General features: G+C 62.1%; 31 protein-coding genes. All 31 read left to right on the forward strand.

The annotated features are described in order from the left end of the window. Positions 1 to 75 (forward strand): EF-Tu C-terminal domain-related protein (locus AC07OQ_RS21130; RefSeq protein ID WP_495055166.1); only part of this gene is annotated, 75 nt, incomplete at its 5' end. A gap of 98 nt (positions 76 to 173) precedes the next feature. After that, positions 174 to 485, forward strand: coding sequence for a 30S ribosomal protein S10 (rpsJ, locus tag AC07OQ_RS21135; RefSeq protein ID WP_056194266.1), 312 nt, complete (start codon positions 174 to 176; stop codon positions 483 to 485). Between the two features lie 293 nt (positions 486 to 778). Further along, a complete protein-coding gene (gene rplC, locus AC07OQ_RS21140) occupies positions 779 to 1450 on the forward strand; it encodes a 50S ribosomal protein L3 (RefSeq protein ID WP_495055116.1) in 672 nt (223 codons plus the stop codon). Next, a complete protein-coding gene (gene rplD, locus AC07OQ_RS21145; RefSeq protein WP_495055117.1) occupies positions 1450 to 2070 on the forward strand; it encodes a 50S ribosomal protein L4 in 621 nt (206 codons plus the stop codon). The genes rplC and rplD overlap by 1 nt, the downstream gene beginning before the upstream one ends. Beyond that, complete coding sequence (gene rplW, locus AC07OQ_RS21150; RefSeq protein WP_495055118.1) at positions 2067 to 2381, forward strand: 50S ribosomal protein L23; 315 nt, start codon at positions 2067 to 2069, stop codon at positions 2379 to 2381. The genes rplD and rplW overlap by 4 nt, the downstream gene beginning before the upstream one ends. Then, the gene (gene rplB, locus AC07OQ_RS21155) at positions 2382 to 3206 is read left to right on the forward strand and encodes a 50S ribosomal protein L2 (RefSeq protein ID WP_495055119.1); all 825 of its coding nucleotides are present in this window, start codon (positions 2382 to 2384) and stop codon (positions 3204 to 3206) included. Positions 3207 to 3216: 10 nt separating this feature from the next. Then, positions 3217 to 3495 carry a 30S ribosomal protein S19 gene (rpsS, locus tag AC07OQ_RS21160; protein WP_195795806.1) on the forward strand — a complete coding sequence of 93 codons (279 nt, stop codon included), beginning with the start codon at positions 3217 to 3219 and terminating at the stop codon, positions 3493 to 3495. 11 nt (positions 3496 to 3506) lie between these two features. After that, positions 3507 to 3836 (forward strand): 50S ribosomal protein L22, encoded by a 330-nt coding sequence (gene rplV, locus AC07OQ_RS21165; protein WP_282824724.1) that lies wholly within the window; start codon positions 3507 to 3509, stop codon positions 3834 to 3836. Between the two features lie 15 nt (positions 3837 to 3851). Next, the gene (rpsC, locus tag AC07OQ_RS21170; protein ID WP_495055120.1) at positions 3852 to 4703 is read left to right on the forward strand and encodes a 30S ribosomal protein S3; all 852 of its coding nucleotides are present in this window, start codon (positions 3852 to 3854) and stop codon (positions 4701 to 4703) included. A gap of 3 nt (positions 4704 to 4706) precedes the next feature. Continuing rightward, a complete protein-coding gene (rplP, locus tag AC07OQ_RS21175; RefSeq protein WP_195795809.1) occupies positions 4707 to 5123 on the forward strand; it encodes a 50S ribosomal protein L16 in 417 nt (138 codons plus the stop codon). A 12-nt stretch (positions 5124 to 5135) separates the two neighbouring features. Further along, a complete protein-coding gene (gene rpmC, locus AC07OQ_RS21180; RefSeq protein ID WP_495055121.1) occupies positions 5136 to 5336 on the forward strand; it encodes a 50S ribosomal protein L29 in 201 nt (66 codons plus the stop codon). Further along, positions 5333 to 5602: a 30S ribosomal protein S17 gene (gene rpsQ / locus AC07OQ_RS21185; protein WP_495055122.1), complete on the forward strand. Its 270-nt coding sequence runs from the start codon at positions 5333 to 5335 to the stop codon at positions 5600 to 5602. The genes rpmC and rpsQ overlap by 4 nt, the downstream gene beginning before the upstream one ends. Before the next feature lie 130 nt (positions 5603 to 5732). After that, the gene (locus tag AC07OQ_RS21190) at positions 5733 to 6239 is read left to right on the forward strand and encodes a peroxiredoxin (protein WP_495055123.1); all 507 of its coding nucleotides are present in this window, start codon (positions 5733 to 5735) and stop codon (positions 6237 to 6239) included. Positions 6240 to 6531: 292 nt separating this feature from the next. Continuing rightward, positions 6532 to 6900 (forward strand): 50S ribosomal protein L14, encoded by a 369-nt coding sequence (gene rplN, locus AC07OQ_RS21195; protein WP_088484485.1) that lies wholly within the window; start codon positions 6532 to 6534, stop codon positions 6898 to 6900. A 29-nt stretch (positions 6901 to 6929) separates the two neighbouring features. Then, positions 6930 to 7247 (forward strand): 50S ribosomal protein L24, encoded by a 318-nt coding sequence (gene rplX / locus AC07OQ_RS21200; RefSeq protein WP_495055124.1) that lies wholly within the window; start codon positions 6930 to 6932, stop codon positions 7245 to 7247. Positions 7248 to 7257: 10 nt separating this feature from the next. Then, the gene (gene rplE / locus AC07OQ_RS21205; protein WP_495055125.1) at positions 7258 to 7797 is read left to right on the forward strand and encodes a 50S ribosomal protein L5; all 540 of its coding nucleotides are present in this window, start codon (positions 7258 to 7260) and stop codon (positions 7795 to 7797) included. Between the two features lie 8 nt (positions 7798 to 7805). Further along, a complete protein-coding gene (rpsN, locus tag AC07OQ_RS21210) occupies positions 7806 to 8111 on the forward strand; it encodes a 30S ribosomal protein S14 (protein ID WP_495055126.1) in 306 nt (101 codons plus the stop codon). Positions 8112 to 8136: 25 nt separating this feature from the next. Beyond that, on the forward strand, positions 8137 to 8532 hold the full coding sequence (gene rpsH / locus AC07OQ_RS21215; protein ID WP_195795816.1) for a 30S ribosomal protein S8: 396 nt from the start codon (positions 8137 to 8139) through the stop codon (positions 8530 to 8532). Between the two features lie 19 nt (positions 8533 to 8551). Further along, positions 8552 to 9085: a 50S ribosomal protein L6 gene (gene rplF, locus AC07OQ_RS21220; RefSeq protein WP_495055127.1), complete on the forward strand. Its 534-nt coding sequence runs from the start codon at positions 8552 to 8554 to the stop codon at positions 9083 to 9085. An 11-nt stretch (positions 9086 to 9096) separates the two neighbouring features. Beyond that, positions 9097 to 9462, forward strand: coding sequence for a 50S ribosomal protein L18 (rplR, locus tag AC07OQ_RS21225; RefSeq protein WP_495055128.1), 366 nt, complete (start codon positions 9097 to 9099; stop codon positions 9460 to 9462). 18 nt (positions 9463 to 9480) lie between these two features. After that, positions 9481 to 9999: a 30S ribosomal protein S5 gene (gene rpsE, locus AC07OQ_RS21230; RefSeq protein WP_495055129.1), complete on the forward strand. Its 519-nt coding sequence runs from the start codon at positions 9481 to 9483 to the stop codon at positions 9997 to 9999. A gap of 20 nt (positions 10000 to 10019) precedes the next feature. Beyond that, entirely contained in the window at positions 10020 to 10202 is a 183-nt protein-coding gene (gene rpmD / locus AC07OQ_RS21235; RefSeq protein ID WP_195795820.1) for a 50S ribosomal protein L30, read from the forward strand. 26 nt (positions 10203 to 10228) lie between these two features. Continuing rightward, positions 10229 to 10660: a 50S ribosomal protein L15 gene (rplO, locus tag AC07OQ_RS21240; protein ID WP_495055130.1), complete on the forward strand. Its 432-nt coding sequence runs from the start codon at positions 10229 to 10231 to the stop codon at positions 10658 to 10660. A 19-nt stretch (positions 10661 to 10679) separates the two neighbouring features. Beyond that, positions 10680 to 11990: a preprotein translocase subunit SecY gene (gene secY / locus AC07OQ_RS21245; RefSeq protein ID WP_495055131.1), complete on the forward strand. Its 1311-nt coding sequence runs from the start codon at positions 10680 to 10682 to the stop codon at positions 11988 to 11990. 51 nt (positions 11991 to 12041) lie between these two features. Then, complete coding sequence (infA, locus tag AC07OQ_RS21250) at positions 12042 to 12260, forward strand: translation initiation factor IF-1 (protein WP_009855680.1); 219 nt, start codon at positions 12042 to 12044, stop codon at positions 12258 to 12260. Positions 12261 to 12319: 59 nt separating this feature from the next. Continuing rightward, the gene (gene rpmJ / locus AC07OQ_RS21255; RefSeq protein WP_056194202.1) at positions 12320 to 12433 is read left to right on the forward strand and encodes a 50S ribosomal protein L36; all 114 of its coding nucleotides are present in this window, start codon (positions 12320 to 12322) and stop codon (positions 12431 to 12433) included. Between the two features lie 34 nt (positions 12434 to 12467). Continuing rightward, complete coding sequence (gene rpsM / locus AC07OQ_RS21260) at positions 12468 to 12833, forward strand: 30S ribosomal protein S13 (protein WP_495055132.1); 366 nt, start codon at positions 12468 to 12470, stop codon at positions 12831 to 12833. A 29-nt stretch (positions 12834 to 12862) separates the two neighbouring features. Continuing rightward, positions 12863 to 13267, forward strand: a complete 405-nt coding sequence (gene rpsK / locus AC07OQ_RS21265) for a 30S ribosomal protein S11 (protein ID WP_133605042.1) — start codon at positions 12863 to 12865, stop codon at positions 13265 to 13267. Between the two features lie 251 nt (positions 13268 to 13518). Then, a complete protein-coding gene (gene rpsD, locus AC07OQ_RS21270) occupies positions 13519 to 14142 on the forward strand; it encodes a 30S ribosomal protein S4 (protein WP_495055133.1) in 624 nt (207 codons plus the stop codon). Between the two features lie 145 nt (positions 14143 to 14287). Next, a complete protein-coding gene (locus AC07OQ_RS21275) occupies positions 14288 to 15280 on the forward strand; it encodes a DNA-directed RNA polymerase subunit alpha (RefSeq protein WP_495055134.1) in 993 nt (330 codons plus the stop codon). Between the two features lie 97 nt (positions 15281 to 15377). Then, positions 15378 to 15773 carry a 50S ribosomal protein L17 gene (gene rplQ / locus AC07OQ_RS21280; protein WP_495055135.1) on the forward strand — a complete coding sequence of 132 codons (396 nt, stop codon included), beginning with the start codon at positions 15378 to 15380 and terminating at the stop codon, positions 15771 to 15773. The last annotated feature ends 121 nt before the right edge of the window (positions 15774 to 15894 follow it).

A 15894-nucleotide genomic window follows, 5' to 3' on the forward strand; every position in this document is an offset into this window, starting at 1 on the left:
GAAGGCCTGCGCTTCGCCATCCGTGAAGGTGGCCGTACCGTCGGCTCCGGCGTCGTCGCGACCATCATCGCCTAAGTCTTTTGCGTGACCGGCCCGGCTCTTCGCGGAGCCGGGCTTCACGAACCTCGCGGTGAAACCTCGCGTTAAGCCGCCCGCTCTTTGAAGGAACAGTCATGCAAAAGCAAAAGATCCGCATCCGCCTGAAAGCGTTCGACTACAAGTTGATCGACCAGTCGGCTCTGGAAATCGTGGAAACCGCCAAGCGCACCGGCGCGATCGTCAAGGGCCCCGTGCCCCTGCCGACCCGCATGGAGCGTTTCGACATCCTGCGTTCGCCGCACGTCAACAAGACCTCGCGCGACCAGTTCGAGATCCGCACCCACCAGCGCCTGATGGACATCGTCGACCCGACCGACAAGACGGTGGACGCGCTGATGAAGCTCGACCTGCCCGCCGGCGTCGACGTGGAAATCAAGCTGCAGTAAGACGTTTTTCCTCTGCCCTCGGGCGGAGGTCAGACGGAAGAGGGGCAATCGCAAGATTGCCCTTTTTTCTTGACTCTGGTGTGACGGCCCTTGCGAGGACATCAGGGTTCACGCTATACTCGCAAGCTTTTCCGCACAGGGTTCGCCTTGTGTGGATTCGGCGCATCGCAATGAAGGCTTGCCGTCATAGTCAAGCTGGGTTTGGGGTGCATCTGGTCAGCCCGGCCAATCGATGTCGGGTGTGTGTAAATGGCTTCCAAAGACCTTGGGTCGAGGGGGCTGGAGAAAAAACCATGAGTCTAAGCAATCGTCTCGGATTGCTGGGCCGCAAGGTGGGCATGATGCGCATCTTCACGGACGATGGCGACGCCATCCCTGTGACGGTGCTGGACGTGTCCAACAACCGCGTGACCCAGGTCAAGACCGAAGAGACCGACGGCTACAGCGCCATTCAGGTGGCGTTCGGTGCGCGCAAAGCTTCGCGCGTCACCAAGCCGGAAGCTGGCCACCTCGCGAAAGCGGGCGTCGAGGCCGGCGAAATCCTCAAGGAATTCCGTGTTGCCGCTGACGTGGCTGCCGAATACAAGGCCGGCGCGCAAGTGCCCGTGACCCTGTTCGCCGCCGGCCAGCTGGTCGACGTGCAAGGCACCTCGATCGGTAAGGGCTTCACCGGCACCATCAAGCGCCACAACTTTGGTTCGCAGCGCGCTTCGCACGGTAACAGCCGTTCGCACAATGTCCCGGGCTCCATCTCGATGGCGCAGGATCCGGGCCGCGTGTTCCCCGGCAAGAAGATGTCGGGCCACCTGGGCGACGTGACCGTGAGCGTGCAGAACCTGGACATCGTGCGCGTTGACGAGGCCCGTCAGCTGCTGCTGGTCCGTGGTGCCGTGCCGGGCGCGAAGAACGGCCATGTGGTCGTGCGTCCCGCCGTCAAGGTCAAGGTCAAGAAAGGAGCCAACTGATGCAGCTCGAGCTCCTGAACGAGCAGGGCCAAGCCACCGCCAAGGTGGATGCTCCTGACACCGTGTTCGCTCGCGATTACAACGAAGCCCTGGTGCACCAGGTGGTCGTGGCCTATCAGGCCAATGCCCGCCAAGGCACCCGCGCCCAGAAGGATCGTGAACAGGTCCATCACTCGACCAAGAAGCCGTTCCGCCAGAAGGGCACCGGTCGCGCACGTGCTGGTATGACGTCCTCGCCGCTGTGGCGTGGGGGTGGTCGGATTTTCCCGAACATGCCCGACGAGAACTTCACGCACAAGCTGAACAAGAAGATGTACCGCGCCGGTATGGCCGCCATCCTCTCGCAGCTGGCTCGTGAAGGCCGTCTGGCCGTGGTCGATTCGATCGCGCTGGAAGCACCGAAGACCAAGCTGCTGGCCGCCAAGTTCAAGGCCATGGGTCTGGACTCCGTCATGCTGATCGCCGACCAGGTGGACGACAACCTGGCCCTGGCTTCGCGCAATCTGGCCAATGTGCTGGTGTGCGAGCCGCGCTACGCCGATCCGCTGTCGCTGGTCTTCTACAAGAAGGTGCTGGTGACCAAGGCCGCAATGGAGCAACTCAAGGAGATGCTGGCATGAGCGCCCCCAAGTATTCCGAAGGCCGTCTGGCCTCCGTGCTGCTGGCTCCCATCGTGTCCGAAAAGGCCACGGCTGTGGGCGAGACGCACAACCAAGTGTTGTTCAAGGTCCTGCGCGACGCCACCAAGCCCGAGATCAAGGCCGCTGTTGAACTGATGTTCAAGGTCGAGGTCGAGTCGGTCAATGTGGTGAATGTGAAGGGCAAGGCCAAGCGCTTTGGCGGCCGTGCCGGCCGTCGCGATCACGTCAAGAAGGCGTATGTCGCTCTGAAGGCGGGCCAAGAGCTCAACTTCTCCGGGGAGGCTGCGTAAATGGCCATCGTTAAAGTAAAGCCGACCTCGCCTGGCCGCCGTGCCGTGGTGAAGGTGGTGCACAAGCACCTGCACAAGGGCGCTCCTGAGGCATCCCTGGTCGAACCGCAAAAGCAGAAGTCGGGCCGTAACAACAACGGTCACATCACGATGCGCCACAAGGGCGGTGGTCACAAGCACCACTACCGCGTCGTCGACTTCAAGCGCAACAAGGATGCGATTCCCGCAAAGGTCGAGCGCATCGAGTACGACCCCAACCGTACGGCCCACATCGCTCTGGTGTGCTATGCCGACGGCGAGCGTCGCTACGTGATCGCCCCGCGCGGCCTGGAAGTCGGTGCCACCATCCTGAGCGGCTCGGAAGCGCCGATCAAGGCTGGCAACACCCTGCCGATCCGCAACATCCCCGTGGGTTCCACCATCCACTGCATCGAACTGCTGCCCGGCAAGGGCGCGCAGCTGGTGCGTTCGGCTGGCGCTTCCGCGGTGCTGATGGCTCGCGAAGGCACCTACGCCCAGGTTCGCCTGCGCTCGGGTGAAGTGCGTCGTATCCACATCGACTGCCGCGCCACGATCGGCGAGGTCAGCAACGAAGAGCACAGCCTGCGCCAGTACGGCAAGGCCGGTGCGATCCGTTGGAAGGGTATCCGTCCGACCGTTCGCGGTACGGCAATGAACCCGGTGGATCACCCGCACGGTGGTGGCGAAGGCCGCACCGGCGAGGGCCAGGCCCCCGTGTCGCCGTGGAACACCCTGACGAAGGGCTACCGCACTCGTAACAACAAGCGCACGCAGACCTTCATCGTCTCGCGTCGCAAGAAGTAAGGGGTAGGCCATGACTCGTTCGCTGAAGAAGGGCCCGTTCGTTGATGCTCACCTGTTGGCCAAGGTCGACAAGGCTGTTGCCAACAAGGACAAGAAGCCCATCAAGACCTGGTCGCGCCGCTCGACGATCCTGCCCGAGTTCATCGGTCTGACGATCGCTGTGCACAACGGCAAGCAGCACGTGCCGGTCTATGTGTCCGACCAGATGGTCGGCCACAAGCTGGGCGAATTCGCACTGACCCGTACCTTCAAGGGCCACCCGGCCGACAAGAAGGCCGGGAAGAAGTAAGGATGCCAACGATGGAAACCAAAGCAATCGTTCGCGGTGTTCGCCTCTCGTGTGACAAGGGCCGCCTGGTGGCGGACCTGATCCGCGGCAAGAAGGTGGACCAAGCGCTCAACATCCTGGAATTCACCCAGAAGAAGGCCGCCCTGATCATCAAGAAGGCGCTGGAAAGCGCCATCGCCAACGCCGAACACAACGACGGCGCTGACATTGATGAGCTGAAGGTCACCTCGATCTATGTGGAGCAAGGCGCCACGCTGAAGCGTTTCTCTGCCCGTGCCAAGGGCCGTGGCAACCGCATCAGCAAGCCCACCTGCCACATCTTCGTGTCGGTCGGTAACTAAAGGCCAAGGAAGACTATGGGACAGAAAATCCATCCGGTCGGCTTCCGCCTGCCCGTCACCCGTAACTGGGCCTCGCGCTGGTACGCGTCGAACCAGAACTTCGCCACGATGCTGGCCGAGGATCTGCGTGTTCGCGAGTTCCTGAAGGCGAAGCTGAAGAATGCCGCCGTCTCGCGCATCCTGATCGAGCGCCCCGCCAAGAACGCCCGCATCACCATCTACTCGGCACGTCCGGGTGTGGTGATCGGCAAGAAGGGCGAGGACATCGAAAACCTGAAGGCCGAACTGACCAAGCGTCTGGGCGTGCCGGTGGCCGTGAACATCGAGGAAGTGCGCAAGCCCGAAATCGATGCTCAGCTGATCGCCGACTCGATCACCCAGCAGCTGGAAAAGCGCATCATGTTCCGTCGCGCCATGAAGCGTGCGATGCAGAACGCGATGCGTCTGGGCGCCCAGGGCATCAAGATCATGTCCGCCGGCCGTCTGAACGGCATCGAAATCGCTCGTACCGAGTGGTATCGCGAAGGTCGTGTGCCCCTGCACACCCTGAAGGCCGACATCGACTACGGTTTCTCGGAAGCCAAGACCACCTACGGCGTCATCGGCGTCAAGGTCTGGGTCTACCGCGGCGACCGCCTGGCCAATGGCGAGGCTCCGGTGATCAACACGCCGGCTGGTGCCGAAGACGACCGTCGTCCGCGTCGCAACGCCCGTCCGGGTGCTCCGGGTGGCCGTGGCCGTCCGGGTGGCGATCGTGGCCCGCGTGACGCGGCTCCCGCCGGCGATGCGCCGGCCGGTGCTGCTCAGCCCGCCGCCAAGCGCGTGGTCCGCAAGGCCCCCGCTGCTGGCGAGGCCAAAGGAGAATAAATAATGCTGCAACCAGCTCGTCGCAAATACCGCAAGGAGCAGAAGGGTCGCAACACCGGTGTTGCAACCCGCGGCGCCGCCGTGTCTTTCGGTGACTTCGGCCTGAAGGCCACCGAGCGCGGCCGTCTGACGGCTCGCCAGATCGAAGCTGCACGTCGTGCGATTTCGCGCCATATCAAGCGCGGTGGTCGTATCTTCATCCGCATCTTCCCGGACAAGCCGATCTCCCAGAAGCCTGCCGAAGTCCGTATGGGTAACGGCAAGGGCAATCCCGAGTACTACGTCGCTGAAATTCAGCCCGGCAAGGTGCTCTACGAGATCAATGGCGTGCCGGAAGCCCTGGCTCGCGAAGCGTTCACGCTGGCCGCTGCCAAGCTGCCCCTGCGTTGCACCTTCGTGGCTCGCCAGGTCGGCGCCTGATTGGAGAACACCATGAAAGCATCTGAACTGCGTGGCAAGGATGTCGCTGCCTTGGAAAAGGAAGTGACCGACCTGCTCAAGGCCCATTTCGGTCTGCGCATGCAAAAGGCGACCCAACAGTTGAGCAATCACACTGTGCTGGGCAAGACCCGCCGCGACATCGCTCGCGTCAAGACCGTCTTGGCCGAAAAGAAGAAGGGAGCCGCGAAATGACGCAAGCTCAAGAAAAGAACACGCGCACCCTGATCGGCCGCGTGGTCAGCGACAAGCGCGCCAAGACCGTCACGGTCCTGATCGAGCGTCGCTCCAAGCATGAGCTGTACGGCAAGATCGTCGCTCACTCGCGCAAGTACCATGCCCACGACGAAAAGGGCGAGTACAAGATGGGTGATGTCGTCGAAATCGCCGAGGGCCGCCCCATCTCCAAGACCAAGAGCTGGGTCGTGACCCGCCTGATCGAGAAGGCGCAAGAGGTCTAACAAGGCCTCGGAAGTCGCTACAGTCGCGGGGTTCGCGCCCCGCGCCGCGCAAGCGGCCGGAACGCCAGAATCCTGGTGGCCGGCCGTTTTTTCGTTTGTGCCCCTACAACACGCTCAAGAGGAACACATCATGTTGAAAGTTGGTGACCATCTGCCATCCGGCACGCTGCAAGAGTTCATCGAGGTCGAAGGCGAGGGCTGTACGCTAGGCCCCAACAGCTTTGATGTCGAGAAGGCCACTGCCGGCAAGAAGATTGCAATCTTTGCCCTGCCCGGTGCCTTCACGCCCACCTGCTCGGCCCAGCATGTACCGGGCTATGTGCAGCAGGCGGAGGCCCTGAAGGCTGCCGGCGTGGACGAGATCTGGTGCCTGTCGGTCAACGACGCCTTCGTGATGGGCGCCTGGGGGCGCGACCAAAAGACGGCGGGCAAGGTGCGCATGATGGCAGACGGCAGCGCCGCCTTCACGCAAGCGACCGGTCTGACGCTGGATCTGATGGCGCGCGGCATGGGCGTGCGCTCCCAGCGCTACTCGATGCTGGTGGTCGACGGCGTGGTCAAGACGCTGAACATCGAGGCGCCCGGCAAATTCGAGGTCAGCGACGCCGGCACCATGCTGGCACAGGTCAAGGCCTGAGCCGGCCACGATAGGCGCGGCCCGAGAAGGCGCTGCGAAGCGTCTTCTCACTCTTCTCGCTATTCATCGGGACAAACGCTTGACATTGGCGTTTGCCCTGACGCATAATGCAAAGCTTCGCCGAACGTCAGGTGCATCTTGTGGTGCATTTTGGCCTCGGGTTCGCCCTTAACTGCTGGGCGCGAGGGGCTCGCAACGAGCCTTGAGCGACCGGTCCACGGGCCCAAGACTGACCGCTGAGGTTTGCTGCGATGGTCGCAGCAGGGTGATGCGGGAAAAGTTGGGGACAGACATGATTCAAATGCAATCGCGGCTTGATGTCGCGGATAACACTGGCGCCAAGTCCGTCATGTGCATCAAGGTGCTTGGTGGTTCCAAGCGTCGTTATGCGCATATTGGCGACATCATCAAGGTCAGCATCAAAGAAGCTGCGCCGCGTGGTCGCGTCAAAAAGGGCGAGGTCTACAGCGCTGTGGTTGTGCGCACCGCCAAGGGCGTGCGTCGTCAAGACGGCTCCCTGGTGAAGTTCGACGGCAATGCCGCCGTGCTGCTGAACGCCAAGCTGGAGCCGATCGGCACCCGCATCTTCGGCCCGGTGACGCGCGAGTTGCGTACCGAGCGCTTCATGAAGATCGTGTCGCTGGCGCCCGAGGTGCTGTAAGCATCTCGCCGGAGAACAAAGGTACTGCCATGAACAAGATTCGTAAGGGCGACGAGGTCATCGTGCTGACCGGCCGCGACAAGGGCAAGCGCGGCGTTGTGTCGCTGCGTGTCGATGACTCCCACCTGGTGGTGGAAGGCGTCAACGTCGTGAAGAAGCACGCCAAGCCCAACCCCATGAAGGGCACCACCGGTGGTGTGATCGACAAGACCATGCCCATCCATCAATCCAACGTGGCGATTTTCAACGCCGCTGCCGGCAAGGCCGATCGCGTGGGCATCAAGCTGCTCGCCGATGGCAAGAAGGTGCGCGTCTACAAGTCGACCGGCGAAGAGATCAAGGCTTAAGAGGTCCGACATGGCTCGTTTGCAAGCGTTTTATCGCGAAAAAGTCGTCCCCGGCCTGACCGAGAAGTTCGGTTATAAGTCCGTGATGGAGGTGCCGCGCATCACCAAGATCACCCTGAACATGGGTGTCAGTGAGGCCGTTGCCGACAAGAAGGTCATGGACCACGCCGTGGGCGACCTGACCAAGATCGCCGGCCAGAAGCCCGTGGTCACCAAGTCGAAGAAGGCCATCGCCGGCTTCAAGATCCGTGACGGCGTGCCCATCGGCTGCATGGTGACCCTGCGCGGCGTCCAGATGTATGAATTCTTGGACCGTTTCGTCACGATCGCCCTGCCGCGCGTGCGCGACTTCCGTGGTATCTCCGGCCGCTCGTTCGACGGTCGTGGCAACTACAACATCGGCGTCAAGGAACAGATCATCTTCCCCGAAATCGAATACGACAAGGTGGATGCTCTGCGTGGTCTGAACATCAGCATCACGACGTCTGCCAAGACGGATGACGAAGCCAAGGCTCTGCTGGCTGCGTTCAAGTTTCCGTTCAAGAACTGAGGTGACCCGTGGCAAAACTCTCGATCAAGCAACGTGAGCTGAAGCGCGAACAACTGGTTGCCAAGTTCGCGAAGAAGTACGCCGAACTGAAGGCCATCATCAACGATGGCAAGAAGTCGGAAGAAGAGCGCTACGCCGCTCGCCTGGAGCTGCAGAAGCTGCCCCGCAATGCCAACCCGACTCGTCTGCGCAACCGCTGCGAGTTGACCGGCCGTCCCCGCGGTACCTTCCGCAAGTTCGGTCTGGCCCGTAACAAGATTCGTGAGCTGGCCTTCAAGGGCGACATCCCCGGTGTCGTCAAGGCCAGCTGGTAATCGGCCCGATTAGGAGAAATCGCAAATGAGCATGAGTGATCCTATCGCCGATATGCTGACTCGCATTCGCAACGCCCAGAGCGTTGAGAAGGCCAGCGTCGTGATGCCTTCCAGCAAGCTGAAGATCGCGATCGCCAAGGTCCTCAAGGACGAGGGCTATATCGACGGTTTCGCGCTGCGCGGTGATGCCGCCCGCCCCGAGCTGGAGATCGCGCTGAAGTATTACGCCGGTCGCCCGGTGATCGAGCGCATCGAGCGCGTGAGCCGTCCCGGCCTGCGCATCTACAAGGGCCGCCACGACATCCCTCAGGTCATGAATGGCCTGGGTGTGGCGATCGTCACCACCCCGAAGGGTGTGATGACTGACCGCAAGGCACGTCAAGCCGGTATCGGCGGCGAAGTGCTCTGCTACGTCGCCTAAGCGCAAGGAGAGACAGACAATGTCCCGCGTTGGAAAAATGCCGGTCGTCGTCCCGCAAGGCGTGGACGTGACCATCAGCGCTGAGCAGATCAGCGTCAAGGGCTCGCTGGGCACCCTGGTGCGCCCCGCGAATGGCCTGGTGTACGTGAAGAATGAAGCTGGCAAGCTGAGCTTCGTGCCCGCCAATGAATCGGCCGAAGCCGATGCGATGAGCGGCACGATGCGTGCTCTGGTGGCCAATATGGTCAGCGGCGTCAGCAAGGGCTTCGAGAAGAAGCTGAACCTGGTCGGCGTGGGCTTTCGTGCTCAGGCTCAGGGCCAAAAGCTGAACCTGCAGATCGGCTTCTCTCACCCCGTGGTGAAGGACATGCCGGCCGGCATCAAGGTTGAGTGCCCGACCCAGACCGAAATCCTGATCAAGGGTGCGGACCGCCAAGTGGTGGGTCAGATCGCCGCGGAAGTGCGCGCGTTCCGCCCGCCTGAGCCCTACAAGGGCAAGGGCATCCGCTATTCCGACGAGAAGGTCTCCCTCAAAGAGACCAAGAAGAAGTAAGGAGCAGCGACATGATGACCAAGAAAGAACAGCGCATCCGTCGCTCGCGTCAGACCCGTGCCCGCATCGCGATCCAGCGTGTGGCCCGTCTGACGGTGTTCCGCTCGAACCTGCACATCTACGCCAGCGTCATCTCGGAAGACGGCGCCCGCGTGCTGGCCAGCGCCTCGACCGCCGAGAAGGAAGTGCGCGCCGAGCTGGGCGCCTCCGGCAAGGGGGGCAATGTGGCTGCCGCCACGCTGATCGGCAAGCGCATCGCCGAGAAGGCCAAGGCTGCTGGTATCGAGAAGGTGGCCTTCGACCGTGCTGGTTTCGCCTACCACGGCCGCGTCAAGGCCCTGGCCGAAGCCGCCCGCGAAGCCGGCCTGCAGTTCTGACGCTCAAAGGATTTAGAAATGGCAAAGTTTCAACCCCGCGCGCAGACCGAAGGCAATGACGACGGCCTGAAGGAAAAGATGATCGCGGTCAACCGCGTCACCAAGGTGGTGAAGGGCGGCCGCACGCTGTCCTTCGCCGCTCTGACGGTGGTCGGCGACGGCGATGGCCGTATCGGCATGGGCAAGGGCAAGGCGAAGGAAGTCCCGGTCGCCGTGCAGAAGGCCATGGAATCGGCTCGCCGCAACATGGTCAAGGTCAACCTGAAGAACGGCACCATTCACCACAATGTGGTGGGTGAGCACGGTGCGGCCCACGTCATCATGGCTCCGGCTCCTGCCGGTACCGGCGTGATCGCGGGCGGCCCGATGCGCGCCGTCTTCGAGGTGATGGGTGTGACCGACATCGTGACCAAGAGCCACGGTTCGACCAACCCGTACAACATGGTTCGCGCCACCCTGGACGCGCTGAAGCGCTCCACCACGGCAGCGGAAGTCGCAGCCAAGCGCGGCAAGTCGGTCGAAGACATTCTCGGCTGATCGCTGCACTGGAGAGACAGATGTCTGACAAGAAAACCCTGACGGTCAAGCTGGTCCGCAGCCCGATCGGCACCCGTGCCTCGCACCGTGCCACCGTGGTCGGTCTGGGCCTGCGCAAGCTGAACAGCACCAGCACGCTGGAAGACACGCCTGCTGTGCGCGGCATGATCAACAAGATCGCCTACCTCGTTCAGGTGCTGTAAGCGCCTGGCGAACTGAGGACAAGAAGATGGAACTCAATACGATCAAGCCCGCGACCGGCGCCAAGCACGCCAAGCGTCGCGTCGGTCGTGGCATCGGATCCGGTCTGGGCAAGACCGCCGGCCGTGGTCACAAGGGTCAAAAGTCGCGCGCCGGTGGTTTCCACAAGGTGGGCTTTGAAGGCGGCCAGATGCCGCTGCAGCGTCGCCTGCCCAAGCGCGGTTTCAAGTCGCAGAACAAGCCCTTCGTGGCCGAGATCAACCTGTCCGACCTGCAGAAGCTGGCCGGCGAGGAGATCGACCTGCTGACCTTGAAGGCCGTGGGCCTGGTGTCCGACCTGGTGAAGACCGTCAAGGTCATCAAGTCGGGCGAAATCAGCCGCAAGATCACGCTGAAGGGCGTGGGCGCGACGGTTGGTGCCAAGGCCGCGATCGAAGCCGCTGGCGGCTCGGTCGCTTAAAGCTTAGGAACTAGGCACAGTGGCAAGCAACCCCAATCAGTTGGCCAAGAGTGGCAAGTTCGGCGACCTGCGTCGCCGGCTTGTGTTCCTGTTGCTGGCGCTGGTGGTCTACCGCATCGGGGCGCATATCCCCGTGCCCGGTATCGATCCGGCCCAGCTGCAGCAGCTCTTCAAGGGCCAGCAGGGCGGCATCCTGAGCCTGTTCAATATGTTCTCGGGCGGTGCGCTGTCGCGCTTCACCGTCTTCGCGCTGGGCATCATGCCCTACATCTCGGCCTCCATCGTCATGCAGTTGATGGGCTATGTGGTGCCGAGTCTGGAAGCGCTGAAGAAGGAAGGCGAAGCAGGGCGCCGCAAGATCACGCAGTACACGCGCTACGGCACGCTGGGTCTGGCCATCTTCCAATCGCTGAGCATCGCGCTGGCGCTGGAAAGCTCGCCGGGTCTGGTGATCAGCCCGGGCTTTGGTTTCCGCCTGACCGCGGTGAGCAGCCTGGTGGCCGGCACGATGTTCCTGATGTGGCTGGGTGAGCAGATCACCGAGCGCGGTCTGGGCAATGGGATTTCGATCCTGATCTTCGGCGGTATCGCCGCGGGTCTGCCCGGCGCGATCGGCGGCCTGCTGGAGCTGGTGCGAACCGGCGCGATGAGCATCATTTCCTCGATCTTCATCGTCGCCATTGTCATCGCCGTGACCTATCTGGTGGTGTTCGTCGAGCGCGGTCAGCGCAAGATCTTGGTGAACTATGCCAAGCGCCAGGTGGGCAACAAGGTGTATGGCGGCCAGAGCTCGCACCTGCCGCTGAAGCTCAACATGTCCGGCGTGATCCCCCCGATCTTCGCGTCGTCCATCATCCTGCTGCCGACCACCATCGTCAGCTGGTTCGCCACCGGCGATGGACTGCGCTGGTTGAAAGACATTGCGGACATGCTGCGTCCCGGCCAGCCGATCTACGTGCTGCTGTACGCCGCTGCCATCGTGTTCTTCTGCTTCTTCTACACGGCCCTGGTGTTCAACAGCCGTGAGACCGCAGACAACCTGAAGAAGAGCGGCGCCTTCATCCCCGGGATCCGTCCCGGCGACCAGACGGCCAAGCATATTGACAAGATCCTGGCGCGCCTGACCCTGGTCGGTGCCGTCTACATCACGGCGGTCTGTCTGCTGCCTGAGTTCCTGGTGCTGAAGTACAACGTTCCGTTCTACTTCGGCGGTACGTCGCTGCTGATCATCGTGGTCGTGACGATGGACTTCTGGGCGCAGGTGCAGTCCTATGTGATGAGTCAGCAGTACGAGTCGCTGCTGAAGAAGGCAAATTTCAAGGCCAGCTGAAAAGCCGGTCGAAATGGTTAAACAAATTCCAACGAAGCAGAAAACGTAGGCATGGCGAAAGACGACGTCATTCAGATGCAGGGTGAGATTCTCGAGAACCTCCCCAATGCCACGTTTCGCGTGAAGTTGGAAAACGGGCATGTGGTCCTCGGGCACATCTCCGGCAAGATGCGGATGCACTACATCCGTATCCTGCCGGGCGACAAGGTGACCGTGGAACTCACGCCCTACGATTTGAGTCGTGCTCGCATCGTGTTCCGGGCGAAGTGAGCTTTATCAGTACCCCGGTGACGCGCAGCAGCGCTAAAGAGTAGGTCAAGGAGCAGACCATGAAAGTTTCGGCATCCGTTAAGCAAATGTGCCGCAATTGCAAGATCATCCGCCGCAAGGGTGTGGTGCGTGTGATCTGTACCGATCCGCGCCACAAGCAGCGCCAAGGCTGATTGCAGCACGACTACAGCGAATTAGAGGACGCACATGGCACGTATTGCTGGTATCAACATTCCGCCGCAAAAGCACACCGAGATCGGTCTGACCTCGATCTACGGCATTGGCCGTACGACCGCGCAGAAGATCTGCACCGTTTGCGGCATCCCGTTCGACAAGAAGGTCAAGGACCTGACCGATTCCGATCTCGAGAAGATCCGTGAAGAAGTCGGCCGCATGACCATCGAAGGCGATCTGCGCCGCGAGATGTCGATCAACATCAAGCGCTTGATGGACCTGGGCTGCTACCGCGGCTTCCGTCATCGCCGTGGTCTGCCGATGCGCGGCCAGCGCACCCGCACGAATGCCCGCACCCGCAAGGGCCCGCGCAAGTCGGCTGCGACCGGCAAGAAGTGATCTGCGGCAAGCATTGAAAGAAGGTCAATATGGCAAAAGCACCCAATAACTCGGCTGCCCAGCGCGTTCGCAAGAAGGTTCGCAAGAACGTTGCCGACGGTGTGGCGCATGTCCACGCTTCGTTCAACAACACCATCATCACGATCACCGATCGTCAGGGTGGCGCTCTGTCCTGGGCCTCTTCCGGCGGCCAGGGCTTCAAGGGCTCGCGCAAGTCGACCCCCTTCGCCGCCCAGGTGGCTGCCGAAGTGGCCGGCCGTGCCGCTCAGGAGCAGGGCATCAAGAATCTGGACGTGAAGATCAAGGGCCCCGGCCCGGGTCGCGAGTCCTCGGTGCGCGCTCTGGCCGCCCTGGGCATTCGTATCAACTCGATCTCCGACGTGACCCCGGTGCCGCACAACGGCTGCCGTCCCCAGAAGCGTCGTCGTATCTAAACCTCGCGGTTTAGTGCGATAATCGCGGATTCGATTCCAAGCCGGCTGGTGCGCAAGCACCAGCCGGCCGTTTTGCTGAAGCCAGCGGTAACGCTGTGCAGCGGCAATCCCGGCGGCAACGCCGTTTTCACTGAGGCCCTCGCTTTCGAGCTTGAGCTTCATTAAGCCCACCGTCTGAGCCGACAAAAACACTGGCCAGACTCGCGCATATGCCGACGGGCCATGCGTCAGATTGAACAAGGACACTCAAAGTGGCACGTTACCTCGGCCCGAAGGCCAAACTCTCCCGCCGCGAAGGCACCGACCTGTTCCTGAAGAGCGCCCGCCGCGCCATCAGCGACAAGGCCAAGTTCGACTCCAAGCCCGGCCAGCATGGCCGCACCTCGGGTCAGCGCACCTCCGACTTCGGCCTGCAACTGCGCGAAAAGCAGAAGGTCAAACGCATGTATGGCGTGCTGGAACGCCAGTTCCGCCGCTACTTCGCCGAAGCCGAGCGCCGCAAGGGCTCGACCGGCGTGAACCTGCTGCAGCTGCTGGAGTCGCGTCTGGACAACGTCGTCTACCGCATGGGCTTCGGTTCGACCCGCGCCGAAGCGCGCCAGCTGGTCTCGCACAAGGGCATCACCGTGAACGGTGAGGTCGTGAACATCGCTTCCTACCTGGTCAAGGCCGGCGACACCGTCGCCGTGCGCGAAAAGGCCAAGAAGCAGCTGCGCGTTGTGGATGCGTTCAAGCTGGCCGAGTCGGTGGGCATGCCCGCCTGGGTCCAGGTCGACGGCACGAAGCTGGAAGGCGTCTTCAAGAAGGCACCGGACCGCGACGAGTTCGGCGCCGAGATCAACGAATCGCTGATCGTTGAGCTGTACTCGCGTTAATCGATTCGCTCCGGCCGGGCGGCTCTTCGAGAGCTCGCTCGGCTTCGCCGTTTTCTCGTCCGGGCGCGGGCCTGTCGTGGCTGCGCCCGGTTGGTCCCTCAGCCTTATCGGTGTAACGAACCGAGGGTATTGAAAGAAAGACCTCATGCAAACAAATCTGCTCAAACCCAAATCCATCAATGTGGAGCCCCTGGGCGGTCACCGCGCCAAGGTCACTCTGGAGCCGTTCGAACGCGGCTATGGCCACACCCTGGGCAACGCCCTGCGCCGTGTGCTGCTGTCCTCGATGGTGGGTTATGCGCCGACGGAAGTGACGATTGCCGGCGTGCTGCACGAGTACTCGGCCATCGATGGCGTGCAAGAGGACGTGGTTCACATCATGCTGAACCTCAAGGGCGTGGTGTTCCGTCTTCACAACCGTGAAGAAGTGACCCTGGTCCTGCGCAAGGAAGGCGAAGGCCCGGTCACGGCCGCCGACATCCAGACCCCGCACGACGTCGAGATCATCAATCCCGAGCACGTCATCGCCCACCTGTCGCAAGGCGGCAAGCTGGACATGCAGATCAAGGTCGAGAAGGGCCGCGGCTATGTGCCGGGCACGATGCGTCGTTATGGCGACGAGCCGACCAAGAGCATCGGCCGCATCGTTCTGGACGCATCGTTCTCGCCCGTCAAGCGCGTCAGCTACGCCGTCGAGAACGCCCGCGTCGAGCAGCGTACCGACCTGGACAAGCTGGTCATGGAGATCGAGACCAACGGCGCGATTTCGCCCGAGGAAGCGATCCGTGCCTCGGCCAAGATCCTGGTTGAGCAACTGGCCGTGTTCGCCCAGCTGCAAGGCACCGATCTGATCGATGCCTTCGACCAGCAGGCCACGACCCGCTCCAGCAGCTTCGATCCGATCCTGCTGCGTCCGGTCGACGAGCTCGAGCTGACCGTGCGCTCGGCCAACTGCCTGAAGGCCGAGAATATCTACTACATCGGCGACCTGATCCAGCGCACCGAGACCGAGCTGCTGAAGACCCCCAACCTGGGTCGCAAGTCGCTCAACGAAATCAAGGAAGTGCTGGCTTCGCGCGGCCTGACTCTGGGCGCCCGCCTGGAAAACTGGCCGCCGCAAGGTCTGGACAAGCGTTAATTTGAAGGAATGGATGGGGCGCTGACCAACCCCATCCGGTGCACCCGGCAGTACCTGATACGGCTGCCGGTATTAAACAGTAGGAAAGGAAAGCACCATGCGTCACCGCCACGGCCTCCGTAAACTCAACCGCACCAGCGAGCACCGCAAGGCGATGCTGCGCAATATGTGCGTCTCGCTGCTGCAGCACGAAGCCATCAAGACCACGGTCCCGAAGGCCAAGGAACTGCGCAAGGTTGTCGAGCCCCTGATCACCCTGGCCAAGGAGCCGACCGTCGCCAACCGCCGCCTGGCCTTCGACCGCCTGCGCGACCGCGACATCGTCACCAAGCTGTTCAACGAGCTAGGCCCGCGCTTCAAGGCACGTCCGGGCGGCTACACCCGCATCCTGAAGATGGGTTTCCGCGTCGGCGACAACGCGCCGATGGCCTATGTCGAGCTGGTGGACCGCGCCGAAGAGGCCGCCGCTCCGGCCGAAGCCGCTGCCGAGTAAATGGCCCGGCGCCGACAGGCGCTTGGCAAGCCAAGAGGCCAGCAGATGCTGGCCTTTTTTCTTGGCTGACGGTGAGAACCTGGCATCTACCCATAAACCGTGCTATACTGCTAGCTTCAGT

The sequence above is a fragment of the Roseateles sp. GW821-FHT09B06 genome, from assembly GCF_059418245.1.